Origin of the sequence: Tistrella bauzanensis (assembly GCF_014636235.1) — a bacterium.
Taxonomy (GTDB): Bacteria; Pseudomonadota; Alphaproteobacteria; order Tistrellales; family Tistrellaceae; genus Tistrella; species Tistrella bauzanensis.
The window spans coordinates 1-657 of record NZ_BMDZ01000211.1; the positions used below are offsets into that span (position 1 = coordinate 1).

1 protein-coding gene is annotated in these 657 nt (G+C 66.5%); it reads right to left on the reverse strand.

Annotated elements, in window-relative coordinates; all coding sequences use genetic code 11:
• Positions 1 to 657: transposase (locus IEW15_RS25625; RefSeq protein WP_188583385.1), on the reverse strand; the 657-nt coding region annotated here is incomplete at both ends.

The following is a 657-nucleotide window of genomic DNA, read 5'->3' on the forward strand; positions in this document are numbered from 1 at the left end:
TGAGGCGTGCAAAGATTTCGGCAGGCGCTCAGTGATGTTACGGGCCTTGTGGACTTGGCAGCGCTGGATCGGCGCGTTGCGGCCGAAGCTGGCGCGGATCGCCTTCAACAAGGCGCGCGAGCCGTCGATGATGAACAGGCGGCAGACGGCGGGATCAAGCCCGCGACCGACCAGGTTGTCGATCAGCGCCTGGCAGACGGCGGCGTTCTCGCTGGCCCCTTCCATGACGCCGAGCGGATGCTTGTCGCCGTTGCCGTCGATGCCGACCGCAGCGAGCAGGATCAGGTCCTGGTCGATGTGGATGCCGTCGATCTGGATGACCAGAAGATCCAGCCCGGAGAGGTCGGCGGCCATCCACGCCTGCATCTTTTCGGCAGACAAGGCCACAAACCGACGCGACACCGCCGATTTGGTCACTCCGGCGCCCCGCTCGGCGGGGATGTCGCCGCCGGGCAGGCGAACGGCGCGGCCGAACTTGCGGGTCGACACGTTCATCAGCATCAGGTTGAGCGCCCATTGGCCGAGCAGGTCTTCGTCGACCGCCGCCGCCCAACTCGGCAGGGTCATCTCATCACCGCCACGGGCGCGGACGCGAGGGCGCTCGATTTCGACCTTGCCCCCATGAAAGCCGATCTTGCCCTTCGTTCTGCCCCAGCG